The following is a 17554-nucleotide window of genomic DNA, read 5'->3' as shown; positions in this document are numbered from 1 at the left end:
TTAGTGCGCACATCCAGACCATCGCCAACACCAACGCCCTGGTCACAGCACCACAACGATCACGCGGCCGAAAATTGGCCTAAGTCAGGTCAGAGACTTCTCGCTCACGGAATTCTGGACCAGAAAGCCACCGATGGCCTCTGACCTGCGGCTATGCCAGCTAGCCGCATCATCGCTCGCCGCGCTGCCCTACCGTTGCTCCGGGCACCGATCCGGGCGCACCGAGGCGAGCCGTCGTCAGCGAACGATGGCGTGAGGAGACCACATGAACCCCTTGATACCGACGACGGCGGATGTCATCGGCTTGATCGTGTTTCTGGGCATCCTGGCTTCGATCATTTACGTGACAGTCCGCGTATTCCGCAAGTAACGCGGCGTCTCCATTGGTGTTGCGTGACCACAGAAAGGAAGAAGTGGTACCAGACTGGGCGGATCTTACCTGGGTGCTTGGCGGCATGTCGATCGTTCTCGCGATCGCCGCGGCCATCGGAGTGGTGATCACCGAGCGTCGGACACTGAGCATCGTGTTGTGACTGGCAGCACTTCTGCTCATCCCCTTTCCGGGACCGTGTGGTTAGGGCCGACGTTTCGCGTCCAGACGCGCAGCGAACGGCAGGATATCGGGAGACGATCGAAATGGGAATTGCTCCACATTCACAGTGGCTCGCCGTCCATTCCGCGAGCGGCTGCGCGCGAGCCGGCCGCGGGAGCGTCGATCCGGTTCCACGACACTCGGCCCACGACACTCCGCCCACGACTCTCCGCCACCGGGACCGACCTCACGCGAGCCGGGTGATCCGGACGCTCACTTCCAGGTCCGACTCGCCGCCGCCACCGGCGTAGATCCCCTTGATCGGCGTAACGTCGGCGTAGTCACGACCGATTCCGACGGTCACGTGCCGGTCGGTGATCGCGGTGTTGTTGGTCGGGTCGATGCCCCACCATCCGCCGGTCCACACCTCGACCCAGGCGTGCGACTCGCCCTCGACGGTCTCACCGATCGCCGCCGACGCCTTGGGATGCAGGTAGCCCGACACGTACCGCGCGGGAATCCCCAGGCTCCGCAGCATCGACAGGGTGATGTGCGCGTAGTCCTGGCAGACGCCGCGCCGCTGCCGCCAGGCGTCGCGGGCCGTCGAATGCACCTCCGTCGTGCCGGGCTCGTACTGCATGGCGCCGTGAACACCGGCCACCACCGCCTCCGCGGCCAGCACCGGCGAAAGTCCGGCGGCGGCCTCGCGCGCGAACTCCGACAGCTTGGGCCGGATCGGCGCGTAGTCGCTGGCACCGAGCCATTCGTCGTGCTCGTCGAGTACGTCGTCGCTGGCGAGGAGTTCCCACGTGGCCGCGGCGGCGTCGGCGGAACGCGCTTCGTCGTCCACTTCCACCACGGCGGTGCCGGTCACCTCCAGGCTGTCGTGCGGGGCGTGCAGATCGAACGCCGTCACCAACGACCCCCAGTAGTCGGTGTAGCGGTACAGCCGCGCCGACGGCGAGGTGTCGACGTGATCCAGAATCACCGTCTGCCGGCTGTCCGAGCGTGGCGTGATGCGGGCCTCGTTGAACGACGACGTCGCCGGGCCCGCGTAGGTGAATCCGGTCGTGTGGACCACTCGCAACCGGGCGCTCACTGGGCTTCCTTTCGATCGGCCAGTTCGGTCAGACTCGCACCGGTCCACGATACGTACGGCTCGATGTGGAAGTGCTCCTCGGCGATCGAGTCGGTGACGGCCTGGCACATGACCTGCAGCTCGCGTAGGTGGTCGGTGAGGTCCTCGACCATCGAATCCGGGTCGATGAATTCGAGTCGGCTCCGCGCCCGCCCGAGGAGCGTCAGCGCCCGCGACTGCTGGCCGACGCGGTTGGGCCGGTGGTCGAGCGCGGCGAGATGCGATTCGGCGACGAGCAGCGTGTAGAACACCGACCGCGGGAAGAGCCGGTCGAGCAGCATGAACCGGACGACGCTGTCGGCGTCGACGGCCCCGCGATAGGCGCGCACGTAGGTGTCCTGCGCGCCGGCGGCGATCAGCACGCCGATCCACGACGGCGACGCGGCGAGGTCTCCGGACCGCGAGTGCAGCATCCGGACGATCATGTCGATGCGCTCGATCGACCGGCCAAGCAGCAGATAGCTGTAGCCGTCGTCGTGGCTCAGCGTCGCATCGGTGAGCCCGGCGAACATGGCGGCCCGCGCCTTGATGTACGACAAGAAGTGGTGCGGGCCGAGTTTGCGCGCCCGCCGGATCACCGACGGCACCTCGTTGTAGGTGGCGTTGAGGCATTCCCACATCTCGCTCGACGTCACCTCGCGCGCCCCGCGCGCGTTCTCGCGGGCGGCCTTCACCAGGCCGACGATCGAGCATTCGGCTCCGCGGTCGTAGGCGACGGCCTCAGCGAGCGTCCACACCGTCATGGGTTCGCCGGTGTCCGGCGGTGCGAAGCCGAGGACGGCCATCACCTGGCGGACGGTGTGGTCGGTGTCGCCCGTCGGGTCCTCGAGGAGCTGCTGGACGGCCACGTCGAGGATGCGCGCCATGTCGTCTGCGCGCTCCACGTACCGCCCCACCCAGAACAGCGAATCCGCGTTGCGTGCGAGCATCATCGGACCGTCACCTCCCCGTCGCCGGGGCCGTCGTCCGGCCCTGTTGCTGCTGTTGTTGCTGATCGGTGGTCGACGCCGTGCTCGGCGCCATCGTCGGCCGCGGCGACTGCGGCAGGTCGGCGACGACCCGCGACTCCGCCACTTCGGCCGGGTCGCTGGAACTGCGTGCCGCCAGCACCCAGGTGTCCTTGGACCCGCCGCCCTGCGACGAGTTCACCACCAGCGAGCCCTCGGTCAGCGCGACCCGGGTGAGGCCGCCGGGGAGTACCCAGATCGATTCGCCGTCGTTCACGGCGAACGGCCGGAGGTCGACGTGGCGGGGTTTCAACTGCGAGCCCGCGACGGTCGGATTGGTGGAGAGATTGATCAGCGGCTGGGCGATCCAGCCGCGCGGATTCTCCCGGATCTGCGCCTTGAGGGTCCGGAGCTCGGCCTTGGTGGCGCTCGGGCCGAAGACGATGCCGTAGCCGCCGCTGCCTTCGACCGGCTTCACCACCAGCTCGTCGATCCGCCGGATGGCCTCTTCCCGCTCGTCGGCCAGCCAGCAGCGCAGCGTCTCGACGTTGCCGATCAGCGGCTCCTCATCCAGGTAGTAGCGGATGATCTCCGGTACGTAGGTGTAGACGAGTTTGTCGTCGGCGACGCCGTTGCCGACCGCGCTGGAGATCACCACGTTGCCCGCCCGGGCGGCGTTGACCAGGCCGGCGACGCCGAGCATGGAGTCCGGGCGGAACTGCATCGGGTCCAGGAAGGCGTCGTCGATGCGGCGGTAGATCACGTCGACCCGCGCCTCGCCGTCGGTCGTGCGCATGTAGACCACGTTGTCGCGGCAGAACAGGTCGCGGCCCTCGACCAGCTCGACACCCATCTGGCGGGCGAGCAAGGAGTGCTCGAAGTACGCGGAGTTCGCGACGCCCGGGGTGAGGACGACGACGGTCGGGTCGCCGACGTTGCCGGGCGCGGACGCGCGGAGCGCGCTCAGCAGTTGGCTCGGATAGTCGCGGACGGCGCGCACCCGGTGGCTCGCGAAGAGGTCGGGGAAGACTCGGGCCATGGTCCGCCGGTTCTCGATCACATACGACACCCCGGACGGCGAGCGCACATTGTCTTCCAGCACCCGGAACTCGCCGTTCTCGTCGCGGATCAAGTCGATCCCGGCGACGTGGATGCGCACCCCGTTCGGCGGGCGGATGCCCGCGGCCTGCCGGTGGAAGTGCTCACACGAGTAGATGAGGCGGCGCGGCACGATCTCGTCGTCGAGGATCCGCTGTTCGCCGTAGACGTCGTCGAGGAACATCTCCAGCGCCCGGACCCGTTGCGCGATACCGGCTTCCAGCCGCGCCCACTCGGCGGCGCTGATCACGCGCGGTACCGGGTCGAGCGGGAACGGGCGCTCCTGTCCGGAGAGGGAGAAGGTGACGCCCTGGTCGATGAACGCCCGGTCGAGCGCGTCGAGCCGGATCTTCAGATCCGCCGGGTCGAGTGTCTTGATGGCGGCGGCGATCCCGCGGTACGGCGGGCGCACGGTGCCGTCGGGCCGGAACATCTCGTCGACGGCCCGCTGCTCGATCCCGCTCTCGTACGTCCGGAATGCCGTTGCGCCACTCGGGAATCGGGGATGCACTTCACGATCGGGAGGAGTGCCTGCGGCGTCGTCGGAGAGGGTTGCCGATGGGTCCATGAGTGCATGGTGCCTCAGCGGCGTCGGCTACGCGCGAGTACGACGAGGTCAGGCCCCGCAGTAGCCGGCCTGGCCGGAGACTGAGTCACAATATGAGTTGCCGCCGAGCATCAGCACCTGCCCGCCGGCCTGCGATTCGAGGTGCCCCTCGACGGTCTGCCCCTCCGTATAGAGCGGAGCACCGTCGCCGTAGACACTCTTCTTGCTGACCATGGTGACCTGGATCTGCGAGTCGTTCCCGGACCAGGTGACGTTCCAGACCGTGCCGTCCGCCGCGCCGCTGAACAGCGAGACCTCACCCGTGCCGTCCGCGCGCAGTTCGACGCTTCGGGTGTGCCCGAACCACCTGCCGAGGTACTTGGTGGGCTGCATCGGTTGCGCCGTCGGCGTGGCCTGCGTCGGGACCGTCGTCGCCGGGTTCTGCCCGGTGACGGTCGTGGTCGTGGTCGGTGCCGCGGTGTCCGACGACGGACCTGCCGTCACGATCTCGGTGACCGTCGAGACCGCGCCGGTCCGATCGCCGGCGCTGTCCTTGCCGGAGCCCGAACACCCAGCCAGGAACGCCGCGACCAGGACCACCACGAGTACCGCTGCGATTCGCCTCATATGTCGACTACTACTCGTGAGCCGGAATCGCGACAAGAGCCGGCGCCGGAGTCGTCGGCAATGCGTGATTTGCGTGGCGCTGTCGAATCCCCTTCCCCGGCGCGGTCAGCAGACAGTCGTCCGTACCGCGCCAGCGGATCCCTCACCAAAGTCACATCATTGGTCGCGAGTTCACCGCCGGACGAGGCAGTCATTCTCGCACGGAAACCGCCGCCAACGCGGACAACAACGGGACACGAAGGTCGCCTGTTCTTTGCCCGAAGCGTGCTGTCATCCCCACACTCAAGAAGGCGGCGCCGCAAGATCGATCTCCGCGGGATCGACGCATTCCCCACTCAGATAGTCCACCGGCGGAAAGTCGTTCTCGATGTCCGCCCGCAGAGCGTTCGCCAGTTCCGAAGGCGCAACAGCGGTCAACGTGACCTTCCGGCGATTCTGGGCCGAGAAGCACGCGTTGACCACGACCCAGGTCCGACCCTTCACTTCCACCGGAACGCGCGACAACTCCACATTCGAGAACGAGTAGCTCCGAACGATCTCAGGCGTCCAGCTCCCCCTCGATAGGAGATCGGCGGCGTCGTCGAGAGTCCTGAGACGCAGATCCTTGACCGTGACCAGCGAGCCGGACGGCACGCGGCTGGGAACCGCCGACGCCGCGCCGTCGCGCGCCACGTGGTTGACGCGGCCGTCCGGTGGGTCGTAGCGCGCCTCGTCCTCCGAACACGCCACCAGCCCGATCACGACCGACACCGTCAACAGCAATTTCGCGAGCGGAGCCATCGACTGCCTCCTTTAGCAGTACAGCCAGCGAAGGGACGGATTCGACTCGTCCGGGTTCGCCACCAAGCGCACATGGGACGTCTCCTCATACTCAGCCTCCGGCTCCGTAACGACAGCGGCAGTGGCCTCCGCTCCCACAATCTTCACGTAGTCCACCGAGAGAACAGGACCTCTGCGCACATTCTCCGATCGAACCGTTGGCAGTTCCATTCGACGCTGATCGCATACGTAGTCTGCCAATTCATCATCTGTTCCAGATGCCGCACCGTCGGCAACAAGACGTACGATTTCGGCCACATCTGCATACGAACTCAGGCTACCGCCATGACCGCTCGGGGGCGGCGGATCCCCCTTTTCCTCAGGAAGCCCGCATCCTGCAGTAAAGAGAAGTACCCCAAGAAGCACGACCGCGAGCACCCACCCTCTTTTGCGGCGCGCACTCAGACTCAGAGCCGCCGACCCCCATAAGCCGTGCTCCCTATTTCTCCCGTTCGTCACCCTCAGCAAACGAGCCACCCATACCGGGCTTGCTGATCTCGCACCATATTCACATCATTCGTCGCGAGTTCACCGCCAGAGGACACAGTCATTTTCGCAGTCGCGGTATCACCGGTGACGTGGATGTCCTCGACTTTCTCGACCACGAGATCACTGAAAATTGGGTCAGGCGAGGCGGTCGGTAGGTTGCTGACCTCAGACGCCGGCCGCCGCTTAGGCGCACAGTGCGTTTCCTCGAACAATACCTGATTGCCACTTCGAAGCGCATCCGTTGATACTTCTAGAAGAACCCTGATTTTCCCATAGTCTTCACCCGTACCGCCGGTTCCGGTTACCCCTGTAGAAAGCGTAGTCTTCGGAGGGGCGTCGCCGCCTCCAGCTTCACAGGCCCCGATGGTGAACATAAGCACGCTCGAAAGCGCCACTACTGAGAGTCGTAGCAACCGGGCAGGCGACGGCAAGAAATATCTCATACCGATCACTTCTCCTTAATGTACACAAGAGCCCCAGGGCATTCATTGGCGTTACCGGATCCCATTTTTTGGCCACGTATGTGGGCTCTTCGTCTCTCAGAGTGCGTTGATCCGAGTCGCGAGCTGACCGGAGTGCAGTAGGGACCGCAAGATGTAGTGGTCGAGGTTGCGGAAGCCTTGCGCGATGCCGCGGAGGTGTTCGAGGCGTCCGTTGATGGCTTCGACCGGCCCGTTGGAGACGCCGACGTCGAAGTAGGCGAGGATGTCGGCGCGCCGGGACCACAGGCTTCGTCCGAGTTGGGCCAGCTCTTGCAGGCCTGCCGGCAGTCCGGTGCGGATACGGCGCAGGATCTTGTACATGAGTTTCTTCCCCTCGCGGCGCTGCGGGTGTTCGTAGGCGGCGATCAGCTCCTGGTAGATCTGGTGGGTGATCTCGACAGCGACATGGTCGTCGTGACTGGTCAGCGACTCGAAGAGGCGGATCTTCTGTTTGTCGGTGAGCAGTTCGGTGCGGGTATGCAGAATCCGGCGAATCTTGTACAGCGGGTCGTCCTTGCGGCCCCGGTGCCCGCACACCTGCTGCTGGATCCGTTGCCGACACAAGTCGAGTTTGCTTGCGGCCAGATGTACAACGTGGAACGGATCCATCACTACCCGGGCCGCGGGGAGTTCCTCGGCGGTGGCGCTCTTGTAGCCGGTGAATCCGTCCATCGCCACGACCTTGATCCGATCCCGGAACTGCTGGTCCCGGGCGGCCATCCCGTCTTGAGTACCTGTTTGGATCGTCCGCCGATCATGTCGAGCAGGCGTGCCGGGCCGGTCCCGTCGATGACCGGGGTCAGGTCGATCAAGACGGTGACGAAACTCGAATCCCCTTGTCCGCGAACGTGTTTCCACTTGTGCTCGTCCACGCCGAGGCAGCGGACCCCGTCGAGGTGGCCGCCGTCGTAGACCAGGGCACGAGCGGCGTCCAGGGCGATCGTATTGACGGTTCCCCAGGCGATACCGAGGTTGGCGGCCACGGCGGCAACGCTCATCTTGTCGACCACGATGCGCTGCAGAATCCACCGTGCGGTCCGTGCGGTGACCACTGCCCGTGCTGGGGCTATGTGGTCGATCCTGCCGCGGAAGATCGTGCGCGGGCAGTCGCTAGTGCGGCACACGAACCGGGGAACCGCGGCGTGCAGGATGACCGGGTGGCCACTGATCGGCACATCGGTCAGGGCGCGGTCGGTGTGATCACGCAGTTCACCAGCGATCTGACAGCCCGGGCAGTGTGGATCGGCGTCCAGGACTCGGCACCATACGTGCGTGCGGTCGCGGGCGTCGAGGGCGGCGCCGGTAATCGTCACGCCCAACTCGACGGTTCGGCAGATCGTGTCGGCAACATCGGAAGTAAGCTCGGCCATGGGTCCTGTGGTGTGCGTCAGGGGTGTGTGAGAACTTCCATGATCACACCCAGGGCCTACCTACATGTTGTGGTCGCCCGCGCTCGGCCCGAACCTCACCTACGCACTCTCAGAACCGAAGAGCCCGTATGTGCCTAGAAAACGTTGATCGTGTCATCGGCGGTCCTGGCGATGATCCGGACGCTCGTTTTACCCAAACACCCGTCGACCGAGACTCTCGCGCGCTTCACCCGGATCGACGCGTGATCACCTTGCAACTGCTTCTTCCCCAGCGACAGCTCAGTGATCTTGCCCGGGCGGATGTGGGCCGAGATCGACGGGCTCACCGAAGCAGATGCGCCGAGCGTCGCACTCGGGACGCCGCTGATGGTGACGCCCACGCTAGGTCCTGCTGAGGCACTCAGGCCAAGGGTGGTGCCATCGGACACGTCTACACCACACCCGACGACGAGGAAATGTTCCAGGATTGCTGCCTGGACCGGTTCCTTACCATCTCCGGCAACCCGACCCTCGACCTTGGACGAGATCCACCCCTCCCTGGAGGTCGGAGTCTCGGCCAGATTGTGCATCGGATTCACCACTAACTCAGACGCGTTCAACTCCATCGTCCAGCCATCATCGGTCGCCAACCGATCGTGCTTGCTGTGCAGCGGAGTCGGCGTCGCACCAGCCGGCGTAGGCCCCAGCACGAACCCCAGCCCTATCGCCACAAACAATGCCGTTGCACCGGTCTTCATTACTTTGATCTCGCGCATTCACGTTCCTTCTGGAGTGGCTTCCGTTCAGCAAATCCAGCAGAAACATACATACCAGTCCAGCATGTGACAACATATCGGCCAGTACATTCCAATCTTGGCCAGAAAATATGGGACTTTAGTCCCGATCCTTTCCATATCGTGGCGACCTGTCGGCTTTCGCTGCTATTAACTACATGTGGGCAGCGACATAAACACGCTATCCGGTAGTTTGTTCGAAGATTCGGTGCTCCGGTTCGATCGGACCGTCGACCGCGCGCTCGTGCACCGGGCGTCGGTCGCCGAGGTGTTTCTGACCGACCTCGTCACGACCGGCGACGACGCCTTCGAACTCGCCGCTCAGCTGCCCCGCCGACACGCGTTCTACCGCCCGATCGGCGGCCGGTACGACACCTTGCTGCTGGCCGAGGTCCTCCGCCAGTCGGTGATCGCCGTCGCGCACTCCTTCTACGACGTGCCGCCGGCCTCGAAGTTCACCATGCAGGCCCTCGGACTACGCGTTCCGCGGTGGCCGCACGGCCTGAATGTCGGGGAATCGCCCGCTGAACTGCACGTACGGTTCGACGCCCGGCAGGTCGAGTACCGCGGGCCGGAGGTCGCGGGTCTCACCGCGCAGCTCACGTTCGTGCGCGACGGCCAGGTGATCGCCACCGGGTCGGGCGACACGAAGATCTTCGACGCCACCGGCTACGAACGGCTCCGCTGGCGCGGCGCGGGGCCGCGCACCGTCGGCACGCCGCCCCGTGTCACTCCGGTGGCGCCGGGCAGCGTCGGCGTGCTCGATCCGGCGGACGTGGTGCTCGGCGACGCGCCCGGTGCCGACTCGTGGAGGCTGCGCGTCGACCCGTCCCATCCGGTGCTGTTCGACCACGGCTGCGACCACGTCCCGGGCATGCTCTTACTGGAAGGCATCCGCCAGGCCGTGCGCCTGGCGTCGGACGATCCGTCCGCGTCCCTCGAGTCGTTCGACGCCCGATTCCAGCGGTTCGCCGAACTCGACGAACCGGTCACCGTCGCGGTCACCCCGAACGGGAACCCCACCGGCGCGACGGTGACGTGCCGTCAGCGCGATCACCACGTCGCGGACGCCGACGTCCGGGTCAGTGCTCGCTGACCGGCTCCCCCGGGGGCGTCCAGCGGGCATCCTGGATCTCACTGCGCGGATTGGTGCTGTCCGGGCGCATGATTCCGGGAAGCAGAATCCCCCACATCTGGTCGATGCGCCGTTGCAGGTCGGTCCGCCGCGTCAGCACGTTGGCGACCATCTGCACACCGGTGAACGACGAGATCACGTACTCGGCGAAGTCCGCCGGCACGATCGTCGACAACATGTCGCCCTCGTTGATCGCCTGTACGGTCAGGACCCGGCAAGCCTCGATCCAGTCCTTGTACGGGCCGTCCGGTCCCGGACCCGAACTCAGCTCCAGCGTCAGCCGGATACCGCCCTCGACGATCGGGTCCTCCACGATCTGCCTGCCCATCTCATGGCACAGCATCACGATCTGCGCCAGCGCGGGCGCCCCCGTCGCCGCGATCGACTCGACGGCAGCGATCGACGCCTGGTGCTGACGGGCCATCACCTCCGCCGCGAGCTCTTCCTTCGATTTGAAATGGAAGTACAACGCACCGCGGGTCATGCCCGTCGCGGCGATGATGTCGTTCAGATTCGCCCGGTCGTACCCGCCGACGGCGAACGCCGACGCCGCACCCCGCAGGATGCGCTCGTGTGTCGCGATCGCCCGTGCCTGCTTCAGCTCGGCCACCAGCTCTCCCTCCGCTCCCATGTAAGGATCAAGTCCAGTTGAACACCACGGTAGTCAAACCGGCCGGGCATCAGCATAAGTGGACCGCAGACGGCGCGCCGACCCGCACGATCGCCGTGCTCGGCGCCACCGGATTCTGCGGTGCGCACATCGTCGACCAGTGCCTCCGGCGCGGGTTCGCGGTCCGCGCGCTCTCCCGGACACCCGCTTCGCGCCACGCACCCCATCTGCGTTCGCTCGCCGCCGACCTCGGCGAGCGCTCCGCTCTCACGGCCGCACTGACCGGTGTCGACGGGATCGTCCATGCGGCGTCGTACACCGGTTCCGACCCGGCCCTCGCATGGAGCACCAACTGCGACGGCACCGCGAATCTCACCGCCGTCGCCCATGACCTCGGCATCGATTCGCTGCTCTATCTCAGCACCATCGGCGTCTACGGCCCCGGACCGTTCCGCGACCGGCCGGAGACCGCGCCCGTCGCACCGGTCACCGAACTCAGCCGCAGCCGGGTCGCCGCCGAAGACCTCGTGATCGACGCCGGCGGCCTGGTGCTGCGGCCCGGGTTCATCCACGGCCCCGGACCGAAGAGCTTCCTGACCGGGCTGGCCCGCATCACCGCTGCCCTCGACGCGCTGGTCGACGACGGAGCCGCGCTCCAGTCGACCGTCTCGGTGACCGCACTCGCGGCCCTCGTCGCCGGGCTCCTCACCGAGCCCTTCCCCGCCCGCCTGCGAGCGAGCGTGCTCAACGTCGCCGACGACGAGCCCCGGCCGATCCGCGAGCTGGTGTCGGACGCCGAGGCGGCGGGACTGCTGACCGCTCCGACGCGCACGTTCACCCTCGCCGAAGCGCAGCGGACCGCCGGGCCGGCCGGCCTCACCGAGCGCCAGGTGGACCTCGTCGCCGTCGACCACACCCTCGATGTCGGCCGACTGCGATCGTTGCGGCCCTAACCCCACTACGACCCGCCGAACATGCCCGACGCCAGACCGACCACCACCGGCACGATCCCCAGACAGACGAACGCCGGAAGAAAGCAGAGCCCGAGCGGCCCGCTGATGGCCACCCCCGCCCGTTCGGCGCGGGCCAGCGCCCGGGTCCGGGCCTGCTCGCGGGTGGCCTCGGCGAGGGCCTCGACCCCGTCGGCCATCGACGATCCCGCGCGGGAGGCGCGGCGCGCCAGCGTGGCCAGTTCGCGGAAGTGCTCGTCCGGAGCGCGGGGCCGGGCACCCCGGCGCTCCGGTGTCGCCCACGCGGTCTCCGGGTCGGCACCCAGCGCCAGCAACTCCGCCGCCCGGGCGAGATCGGACGCCAGCGGCGGCGGCGCGTGCGCGGCGGCCACGGCCACCGCGGTCGCCACCGGAAGGCCTGCGCGCAGGCAGACGGCGAGCAGGTCGTACCCGGCGGCCACCTCGAACGGATCCGGCTCCGGCGGCCTCATCCCGCCCCGAACCCGCGGAACGACGCCGGACGCGGCCCGCGGGGGACGACGCCCCGCCCCGATCCGGGCGAGTGCCCGCTCCGGACCCGGCCACAGCAGCGCGGCGATCGCCACCAGCACCAGCGCCGCACTCACCGGAGCACCTTCGCCACGATCGCGTCGACCCACAGCAGCCCGGCAGCCGCGAGCCCGACGCCGACCACCAGCAGGATCGAGCCCAGCGGCGTACCGAGAAGAACCCCGACCGGATGCGCACCCATCAGCTCACCGAGACCCAAGCCGAGCACCGGCAGCACGGCGAGCACCGTCGCCGTCGCCCGCGGGCCGGCCAGCGACGCCTGCGTTCGCGCACCGAAGTCCTTGCGTTCCGACAGATCCCGGCGCATCGCGCCGGTGAGCGCCGCCATCGGTACGCCGTGGCGCACCGACGTCGCCCACGCCTCCCCCAGCCTCCGTAATCCGGCATCGTCTGCTCCGGCGACGGCATCGGGTTCTCCGCCGAGTTCGACGTGTCCGGCGACCCGCGCCAGCTCCGCGGCGACGCCGCTGTCGGCGCTCGCCACCTCCGCTGCCGCGGCCCGGCACGCCCGCACCATCGGCGCGCCGACCGAGAGTTCGGCGGACACGACCGTGAGCGCGCGCATGAGGTCGTCGTCCCGCACCGCCCGCGCGGCGGCCGACGCCGCCCGGCGACTCCGCGAGAACCACAGGGCCACCACGATTCCCGACGCGATCGCCGGACCGATCCCGGCGAGGGCACCGGCCACCGGCACGGCCGCGAACACGAGCGGCCGGCGCGGCACCGTCCAGCGCCGGCTCCCCGGGCCCCCGCTCAGAGCATGCAACCGGTGAACCGGCCGGCCCGACGGCCACGCCAGGAGGGCGGCAGCGCACAGCAGCACCGCCACGGCGAGTCCCGGCGCGGTCACCGGTCACCCCTGGTCCACAGCGGCCGGATCGACACCTCGCCGCCACCGGCACGCTCCACCGCACCGATCTCTACGAGCCGCCGGTCGCCACCGGGACGTCGTTCGACACCGATCACCACGTCGAGGGCCGCCGCCAACTGACTCTGCAACGCGCTCCGGCCGATGCCGCCGAGCGCCGCCAGGGCTTCCATCCGCGCGGGCACCTCGGCGATCGAGTTGGCGTGCAAGGTTCCGGCACAGCCCTCGTGGCCGGTGTTCAGCGCCGTCAGGAGATCGATCACCTCGGCACCGCGCACCTCTCCGACGACGATCCGGTCTGGCCGCATCCGCAGCGCCTGGCGGACCAGTGCCCGCACCGAGACCTCGCCGATGCCCTCGACGTTAGGCGCCCGGGCGACCAGCCGCACCACGTGCGGATGCTGCGGATCCAGTTCCGGCGCATCCTCGACCAGGATCATCCGTTCACCCGGATCCACTTGGCCCAGAAGGGCGTTCAGCAGCGTGGTCTTGCCCGCCCCGGTGCCGCCGATCACCAGGAAGCTGCGACGCCGCGCGACCACCGAGAGCAGCAGATCCCGCGCTTGTCGCGGGATCGACCCGTCACCGGTCATGGCGGCGAAATCCTTGGTGACGCTGCGCAGCACGCGGAGCGAGATACACGTCCCGTCGACGGCCAGGGGCGGGATCATCGCGTGCAGCCGCACCGCGTAGCCGTGCCTGCCCACCCCGGAGAGGCGACCGTCGACCCACGGCTGCGCGTCGTCCAGGCGGCGCCCGGCGCCGAGGGCGAGCCGCACCGCCAGGCGCCGGACACCGGCCTCGTCGTCGAAGGCGACCGCCGCCGGTTCCAGTCCACGGCCCCGCTCCACCCAGACCCGGTCCGGCGCGGTGACCAGGATGTCGGTGACCGCCGGGTCGGCCAGCAGCGTCTCCAGCGGCCCGGCGCCGACCAGCTCGGTCTGCAGATACCGCAGCGCCGCGAGGAGATCGGTGTCCGAGAGCAGGCCACCCGATTCGGCGCGCACGGCGTCGGCGATGGTCTCGGCGTCCGGTTCGGCGGCGTGCGCGGCGAGCCGTTCACGGACCCGGGCGAGCAGGTCGGCATGCCGCTGACGGGTGGCGGTCATCGTCGTCCTCCCCGTGGGCCGGCGAGGGCGTCCAGTACGGCGCGGGCGGCCACCGTTTCCGGGCCCCGCCGGCCGGGCCGGAGTCCGCCCTCCTCACCGGATCGCGCCAGTGCCCGGCGGCTCCGCAGCGCGGCGAGCAGCGGCAGTCCGACGGCCTCGGCCACCTGCCCGGCGGACAGTCCACCTGGCGCGGGGCCACGGACGAGCAGCCTCGCCTGGCCGCCGAGTCGAGCGCGGGTGACGAGCTTACGGGTGGCCGCCACGGCGGGGACCGAAGCGGTGGTCATCACCACCGCCAGGTCGGCCGAGTCGAGCACACCGAGCGCGGCCGCGTCGACGGCGCGGCCCGCGTCGGCGATCACCGTGTCGCCGTGGGCGCGCGCGGCGTCGACGACCGTCAGCACCGTCTCCGCGGACAACGGTGTGCCGTCGTCACGCCGGGACGTCAAGAATTTCAGACGTGCGCCGCATCGCGGGAGCGCCGCCGACAGCGCCTGTCCGGCGATGCTGCCGGTCTCCCCGGTGATGTCACCCCAGCGCAGCCCCGGGGTGTCTTCGGCGCCGAGCAGCAGGTCCAGGCCCGCGCCGCCGGGCTCGGCGTCGAGCAGAAGGACCGGACTTCCCGACCGGCTGGCGCACTGCGCCAGCACCACCGCCATCGTGCTCACCCCTGCCCCGCCGTGACCGCCGACCAGCGCGACCGACGGTGCCGCACCGCGCCGCGGCTGCCGGACCGCCGAGAGCGCCGCGACGAGCGCGGCCTCGTCGTCGGGCAGCACATATCCGCCCTGCGCACCCGCCGCCAGTCCGTTGCGCCAGGTGCGCGCGTCGGTTCCCGACCCGGACACCACCAGCACCCCTGGCCGCGCGGGCAGCCGGGATTCGGTGAGCCGCCCGAGGGCGTCGCCGTCGACCACCACCGCACCGGCCCGCAGCCAGTCGTGCCGGCAGCGCGCCGGGTCGCCGACCACGATCCGGTACCCGGCCGCCGCGCCGCAGCGGGCGACGTCACCCTGCAGCACCTCGCCGGTCAGGACCAGCAGCGTCTCGCTCATGTGCCCAGCGTGAGCGCACACGACGGATCACGCCAGTGTGTTGTCCACAGGTCGTTCGAGTGAGGTGAGAGTTGTCCACAGGCCGCCGGATGTCCGGCGACGAGTATCTCTCCGCGGCCGGCGCGGCTCAGCCGGTGAAGGGCGGGACCACCTCGCACGGCACCGTCACCGGGTGCTGCGGGTCGAGGGCGTTCAGCACCATGTACGCCGCGCGGCGGGACCCCGCGATCGCCATGTGATCGCTGTAGTCCTGCGCGCAGGTGTCCTGCACGACGATGTTCGTGACGTCCTCGCCGGGACGGCCGGGGACCTGCCCGGCGGTGTAGGGCACCACCATCTCGTCGTACCGGGTGCTGATGTTGGTGTAGCGGACGCCCTTCACATACGGGCTGCCGCCGCGCCAGATCTTCTTGTTCATCGGCGAGCCGGGCAGCATCCCGCCGCAACCCACGCAGAACGGCAGCGGCACCGCACCGATCGCCTCACCGAGCTGCGTCATCACTGGATTCACCGACCCGGTCCCGCGCCACAGCGGCGCCAGCGAGACGTAGTCGGTCACCTTGTCCGCCCCGCCGAGGTACTTCAGGTAATAAGTCGGCATGTAGGTGCCCTGCGAGTGGCCGACCAGGTCGACCGTCGGCGCGCCGGTGGACTTGCGCACCTTCTCGACGAAGGCGTCGAGCTGGTGCGCGCTGATGTCGATCCGGTCCATGCCGCCGATCGCGGTGAACGGCCACGGCAGCCCGGGCAGCGCCCCGTAGGTGAGCGCGTACACGCAGTACCCGCGGTTGCGGAGCATCGGCACGTACGACCCCCAGTTGGTGGTCTTGGCGCCCCCGGTGCCGTGCACCAGGATCACCGGCCGCGGGTGTTCGGGGCTGGGCTTGCACGACCAGTCGTTGGCACCGGGCAGATCACCGCCGGGGTGCGCCAGCTCGTACGGGATCCCGCCGAAGAAGTTGTAGTTCTCCGGGAGCTTCGACGACGGCGCGGCACCCGCCGGACCGGCCGTCATCAGCCCGAACACCGTCGCCAGCAGCGCGGCGCAGAGCGCGCCGAGAGTCTTCCGCATGCGAGGAGGGTAGCGCTCCGAGGGCGAGAAATACCCCGGAATAGGGACGACCCCGGCCAGGGGGGAGGAGGCCGGGGTCATCTGCTTTCAGCCCCGGGGGGTCGGGCTGAAAGCGCCGGCCGAAGCCGGACACTTGCGAAGGTACACGCGCGCCGACAACCTTTGCAACTCCAACTATCCGCAAGTTGAAATTCGCTCGTTCCTGACTCAGCGGTCAAGGAATGTACGTATTCTCTCCATTTGTGACATCGACGTCGCCCGGCCGGTCCGCGGCTTTCTTCGACCTGGACAAGACGGTCATCGCCCGGTCGAGCGCACTGGCCTTCACCAGGCACTTCTACGACGGCGGGCTGCTCAGCAAACGCGGCATGCTGCGGTCGGCGATCGCTCAGCTCCAATTCGTCCTGACCTCCGATCACACCGACCAGGTCGAGAAGATGCGCCAGCACGTCACCGACATGTGCACCGGCTGGGAAGCGGCCACCGTCTCGTCGATCGTCACCGAGACGCTCGACGACGTGGTGCGCCCGGTGATCTTCACCGAGGCCGCCGAACTGATCGCCGAGCACCGTGCGGCCGGGCGCGACATCATCCTGATCTCCGCCTCCGGCATGGAGATGGTGGAACCGATCGGCGTCATGCTGGGCGTCGACACCGTCCGCGCCACCCGGATGGAGGTGGTCGACGGCCACTACTCGGGCCGGATCGAGTTCTACTGCTACGGCGAGGAGAAGGCGCGCGCGATGCGCGAGCTCGCCGAGGAACGCGGCTACGACCTCGCGGAGTGCTACGCCTACTCCGATTCGAGCACCGACATCCCGATGCTGGAGACCGCGGGACACCGCGCCGTCGTCAATCCGGACAAGGCGCTGCGCGCGCACGCGCTCGCCCACGACTGGGAGATCCTCGACTTTCCGAATCCGGCACCGCTGGTCGACTGGTCGAGCCCGGCGACTCGTGGCTGGACGGCCGCGGCGGCCGCCGGCGTGGGCGTGATCGCCGCGGCGGCGGTGGCCTACGGAATCTCCCATCGGCGACACCACGCCGCGTGAAGTTTTCTCAAAGGCTTGATGTGATGCGGATCACCATGTAGAAAGTAGGTACGGAACCCCGGGAAGGCAAAGTCCGGATCGGAAGAGAAGATCCGGATCCCCTGATCCGATGGTTCCCAGCACGGACGGTAAGCACCCACGCGGTGCGCGCCGCATTGGCAGAAGTGTTGTGCGCCTGCGACATCGAGGTTCCCGGCCCGGCCGGAGCTTCCCTCCCTCGCCGAGGCGAGACCACAACCCACCTTGCACGCTTGGTAACTTGCGTCCGTGCTCGCGGGCGGCACCCGAGACCGGTTCACCGGCACGGGGGC

15 protein-coding genes and 1 pseudogene are annotated in these 17554 nt (G+C 68.3%); 3 read left to right on the top strand and 13 right to left on the bottom strand.

Translation table 11 applies throughout. From position 1 onward, the window contains the following. Window positions 1–779: 779 nt before the first annotated feature. From MYK68_RS01830 to MYK68_RS01800, 7 genes and pseudogenes are all read right to left on the bottom strand, one after another. Entirely contained in the window at window positions 780–1631 is an 852-nt protein-coding gene (locus tag MYK68_RS01830; protein ID WP_247865976.1) for a transglutaminase family protein, read from the bottom strand. Then, window positions 1628–2602 carry an alpha-E domain-containing protein gene (locus tag MYK68_RS01825; protein WP_247865975.1) on the bottom strand — a complete coding sequence of 325 codons (975 nt, stop codon included), beginning with the start codon at window positions 2600–2602 and terminating at the stop codon, window positions 1628–1630. Before MYK68_RS01825 ends, MYK68_RS01830 begins: the two co-directional genes overlap by 4 nt. Before the next feature lie 7 nt (window positions 2603–2609). After that, the gene (locus tag MYK68_RS01820; RefSeq protein ID WP_247865973.1) at window positions 2610–4283 is read right to left on the bottom strand and encodes a circularly permuted type 2 ATP-grasp protein; all 1674 of its coding nucleotides are present in this window, start codon (window positions 4281–4283) and stop codon (window positions 2610–2612) included. A 48-nt stretch (window positions 4284–4331) separates the two neighbouring features. Continuing rightward, window positions 4332–4889: a hypothetical protein gene (locus MYK68_RS01815; RefSeq protein WP_247865971.1), complete on the bottom strand. Its 558-nt coding sequence runs from the start codon at window positions 4887–4889 to the stop codon at window positions 4332–4334. Between the two features lie 282 nt (window positions 4890–5171). After that, window positions 5172–5669 carry a hypothetical protein gene (locus MYK68_RS01810; protein WP_247865970.1) on the bottom strand — a complete coding sequence of 166 codons (498 nt, stop codon included), beginning with the start codon at window positions 5667–5669 and terminating at the stop codon, window positions 5172–5174. A 1067-nt stretch (window positions 5670–6736) separates the two neighbouring features. Then, a pseudogene (locus tag MYK68_RS01805) lies at window positions 6737–8049 on the bottom strand (ISL3 family transposase). 134 nt (window positions 8050–8183) lie between these two features. Continuing rightward, complete coding sequence (locus tag MYK68_RS01800) at window positions 8184–8804, bottom strand: MspA family porin (RefSeq protein WP_247865969.1); 621 nt, start codon at window positions 8802–8804, stop codon at window positions 8184–8186. Window positions 8805–9030: 226 nt separating this feature from the next. Between MYK68_RS01800 and MYK68_RS01795 the strand changes: the two genes are divergently transcribed. Further along, on the top strand, window positions 9031–9918 hold the full coding sequence (locus MYK68_RS01795) for a ScbA/BarX family gamma-butyrolactone biosynthesis protein (protein WP_247865967.1): 888 nt from the start codon (window positions 9031–9033) through the stop codon (window positions 9916–9918). Here the strand turns inward: MYK68_RS01795 and MYK68_RS01790 are convergent. Beyond that, window positions 9905–10588 carry a ScbR family autoregulator-binding transcription factor gene (locus tag MYK68_RS01790; protein ID WP_247865966.1) on the bottom strand — a complete coding sequence of 228 codons (684 nt, stop codon included), beginning with the start codon at window positions 10586–10588 and terminating at the stop codon, window positions 9905–9907. The genes MYK68_RS01795 and MYK68_RS01790 overlap by 14 nt on opposite strands. A 17-nt stretch (window positions 10589–10605) precedes the next feature. Here MYK68_RS01790 and MYK68_RS01785 point away from each other — a divergent pair, with 17 nt between their 5' ends. Next, window positions 10606–11520, top strand: coding sequence for an NAD-dependent epimerase/dehydratase family protein (locus MYK68_RS01785; RefSeq protein ID WP_247865964.1), 915 nt, complete (start codon window positions 10606–10608; stop codon window positions 11518–11520). Between the two features lie 5 nt (window positions 11521–11525). On the opposite strand, the gene MYK68_RS01780 is transcribed toward MYK68_RS01785, so the two are convergent. The 5 genes from MYK68_RS01780 to MYK68_RS01760 form a co-directional block, all read right to left on the bottom strand. Next, on the bottom strand, window positions 11526–12143 hold the full coding sequence (locus tag MYK68_RS01780) for a type II secretion system F family protein (protein ID WP_247865963.1): 618 nt from the start codon (window positions 12141–12143) through the stop codon (window positions 11526–11528). Continuing rightward, the gene (locus MYK68_RS01775; protein WP_247865961.1) at window positions 12140–12937 is read right to left on the bottom strand and encodes a type II secretion system F family protein; all 798 of its coding nucleotides are present in this window, start codon (window positions 12935–12937) and stop codon (window positions 12140–12142) included. Before MYK68_RS01775 ends, MYK68_RS01780 begins: the two co-directional genes overlap by 4 nt. After that, window positions 12934–14064 carry a TadA family conjugal transfer-associated ATPase gene (locus MYK68_RS01770; RefSeq protein WP_247865960.1) on the bottom strand — a complete coding sequence of 377 codons (1131 nt, stop codon included), beginning with the start codon at window positions 14062–14064 and terminating at the stop codon, window positions 12934–12936. Before MYK68_RS01770 ends, MYK68_RS01775 begins: the two co-directional genes overlap by 4 nt. Beyond that, window positions 14061–15119, bottom strand: coding sequence for a septum site-determining protein Ssd (gene ssd, locus MYK68_RS01765; RefSeq protein WP_247865959.1), 1059 nt, complete (start codon window positions 15117–15119; stop codon window positions 14061–14063). Before ssd ends, MYK68_RS01770 begins: the two co-directional genes overlap by 4 nt. A gap of 127 nt (window positions 15120–15246) precedes the next feature. Next, the gene (locus MYK68_RS01760) at window positions 15247–16191 is read right to left on the bottom strand and encodes an esterase/lipase family protein (protein ID WP_247865958.1); all 945 of its coding nucleotides are present in this window, start codon (window positions 16189–16191) and stop codon (window positions 15247–15249) included. A gap of 242 nt (window positions 16192–16433) precedes the next feature. On the opposite strand from MYK68_RS01760, the gene MYK68_RS01755 reads away from it, so the two are divergent. Beyond that, a complete protein-coding gene (locus tag MYK68_RS01755) occupies window positions 16434–17243 on the top strand; it encodes an HAD family hydrolase (RefSeq protein ID WP_247865956.1) in 810 nt (269 codons plus the stop codon). Window positions 17244–17554 lie beyond the last annotated feature (311 nt).

It is taken from the genome of Gordonia sp. PP30 (assembly GCF_023100845.1).
In the GTDB taxonomy this organism is placed as follows: Bacteria; Actinomycetota; Actinomycetes; order Mycobacteriales; family Mycobacteriaceae; genus Gordonia.
This window is presented reverse-complemented; position numbering and strand designations above follow the sequence as displayed.

Excerpts from the sequence above, each read along its gene's own strand:
- MYK68_RS01825 (WP_247865975.1), bottom strand. The coding sequence starts at position 2,602 with ATGATGCTCGCACGCAACGCGGATTCGCTGTTCTGGGTGGGGCGGTAC.
- MYK68_RS01820 (WP_247865973.1), bottom strand. The coding sequence starts at position 4,283 with ATGGACCCATCGGCAACCCTCTCCGACGACGCCGCAGGCACTCCTCCC.
- MYK68_RS01815 (WP_247865971.1), bottom strand. The coding sequence starts at position 4,889 with ATGAGGCGAATCGCAGCGGTACTCGTGGTGGTCCTGGTCGCGGCGTTC.
- MYK68_RS01810 (WP_247865970.1), bottom strand. The coding sequence starts at position 5,669 with ATGGCTCCGCTCGCGAAATTGCTGTTGACGGTGTCGGTCGTGATCGGG.
- MYK68_RS01800 (WP_247865969.1), bottom strand. The coding sequence starts at position 8,804 with ATGCGCGAGATCAAAGTAATGAAGACCGGTGCAACGGCATTGTTTGTG.
- MYK68_RS01790 (WP_247865966.1), bottom strand. The coding sequence starts at position 10,588 with ATGGGAGCGGAGGGAGAGCTGGTGGCCGAGCTGAAGCAGGCACGGGCG.
- MYK68_RS01770 (WP_247865960.1), bottom strand. The coding sequence starts at position 14,064 with ATGACCGCCACCCGTCAGCGGCATGCCGACCTGCTCGCCCGGGTCCGT.
- ssd (WP_247865959.1), bottom strand. The coding sequence starts at position 15,119 with ATGAGCGAGACGCTGCTGGTCCTGACCGGCGAGGTGCTGCAGGGTGAC.
- MYK68_RS01760 (WP_247865958.1), bottom strand. The coding sequence starts at position 16,191 with ATGCGGAAGACTCTCGGCGCGCTCTGCGCCGCGCTGCTGGCGACGGTG.